The sequence below is a fragment of the Streptomyces sp. NPDC088554 genome (genome assembly GCF_044752945.1).
GTDB lineage: Bacteria > Actinomycetota > Actinomycetes > Streptomycetales > Streptomycetaceae > Streptomyces.
Map to the genome: position 1 here is coordinate 1 of NZ_JBIVMF010000096.1, position 1,487 is coordinate 1,487.

A 1,487-nucleotide genomic window follows, 5' to 3' on the forward strand; every position below is an offset into this window, starting at 1 on the left:
CCCAGGTTGGGTTTGGGGTGGTTCGGGCCTGCTGGGGTTATGTGGCGAGCTTGACGTCCGTGGGCGTGCGGGGTTCGTAGAAGGTGCCGTCGCGGAGCATGGCGAACAGGACGCTGATGCGTTGACGGGCGAGGCGGAGGAGGGCTTGGGTGTGGGTTTTGCCGCGGGCGCGTTGCTTGTCGTAGTAGGCGCGGGAGACGGGGTCGGCGTTCATGCAGGCGAAGGCGGAGAGGAACATGGCGCGTTTGAGCTGCCGGTTTCCGCCTCGTGGGGCATGTTCGCCGTGGATCGAGGTGCCGGACTGCTTCGTGGTGGGGGCGAGGCCGGCGTAGGAGGCGAGGTGGGCTGCGGTGGGGAAGCCGGTGCCGTCGCCGACGGTGACCAGCAGGACGGCGGCGGTCCTGACGCCGACGCCGGGCATCGACGTCAGGACCGGGGAAAGAGGGTGGGCCTCCAGCAGGGCGTTGATCTGGGCTTCCATCGCCCGTCGCTGGGTGTGGACGGCGGCGAGCGAGGCGGCCAGGGAGGGCACGACGATGTCGAGGGTGCCGGTGCCGGGCACGACGACGGTCTGTTCGTCGAGCGCGTCGAAGACATCGTCGATCAGCCGTGCGGCCATGCGCGGCGCCTTGGGCCGGATGAGCTCGACGAGTCTGCGGCGGCCGGCCTTGCGCAGTGCGGCCGGGGAGCCGTGGCGCTCCAGCAGCCAGGTGACGGCCTGGTGGTCGAGGCGGGGGCCGAGGACGCGCTCCAGCGACGGGTGGAACTGCGTGAGCAGGCCGCGTATCCGGTTGGAGGTGCGGGTGGCCTCGGCCGCGAGGTCCTGGTCGAAGCCCACCAGGACGGTCAGCTCGGCGGTGATCTCGTCGGTGAGCTCCAGCGAGCGCAGGGTGTGCGGCATGGTGCGGGCCGCGTCCGCGATCACAGCGGCATCCTTCGCGTCCGTCTTCGCCTCACCCGGGTAGAGGTCGGCGATCCGCCGCATGGCCAGGCCGGGCAGGTAGGCGACCTTGCAGCCCGCGTCCCGGGCGACGGTGAGCGGGAGGGCGCCGATGGAGGCGGGCTGGTCCACGATCACCAGCACAGTGCCGAACTTCGCGGTCAGCTTGTCGAGGACGGCCCGCAGCCTCGGCTCGCTGTTGGGCAGCTGCTTGTCGAAAACCTTCTTCCCGGCCGGCGTGAGCCCATGACCGTGATGAGCACTCTTGCCGACGTCCAGGCCGAGGAACACGCCTACGTCTTCGGTGTCGAACATCGCACCCTTCCAGGGGTGTTGAGCGTGCCGGCCTCGGCAGCGGTGTCGTACGCGCGCATCCACGTTATGCAGACCTGCCGCCCGCGAACCGTCCGGCGTTGCGCCGGACCGGGCGGTGGCCGGACCTCTCATCAGCGTCTCCGACGGCACCTCCCGGGCCCGGCGACACCACCCCCCAGGTCATGCCTTCGACAGGGGGCAAAAGTCATACCGGGCCCGGAGGCCAGCGGCC

Annotated in this window: 1 protein-coding gene; it reads right to left on the reverse strand. The window is 70.5% G+C overall.

The features are described from left to right. Positions 1-37: 37 nt before the first annotated feature. Complete coding sequence (locus tag ACIP8W_RS31930; protein ID WP_402154869.1) at positions 38-1,255, reverse strand: IS110 family transposase; 1,218 nt, start codon at positions 1,253-1,255, stop codon at positions 38-40. Positions 1,256-1,487: the final 232 nt, after the last annotated feature.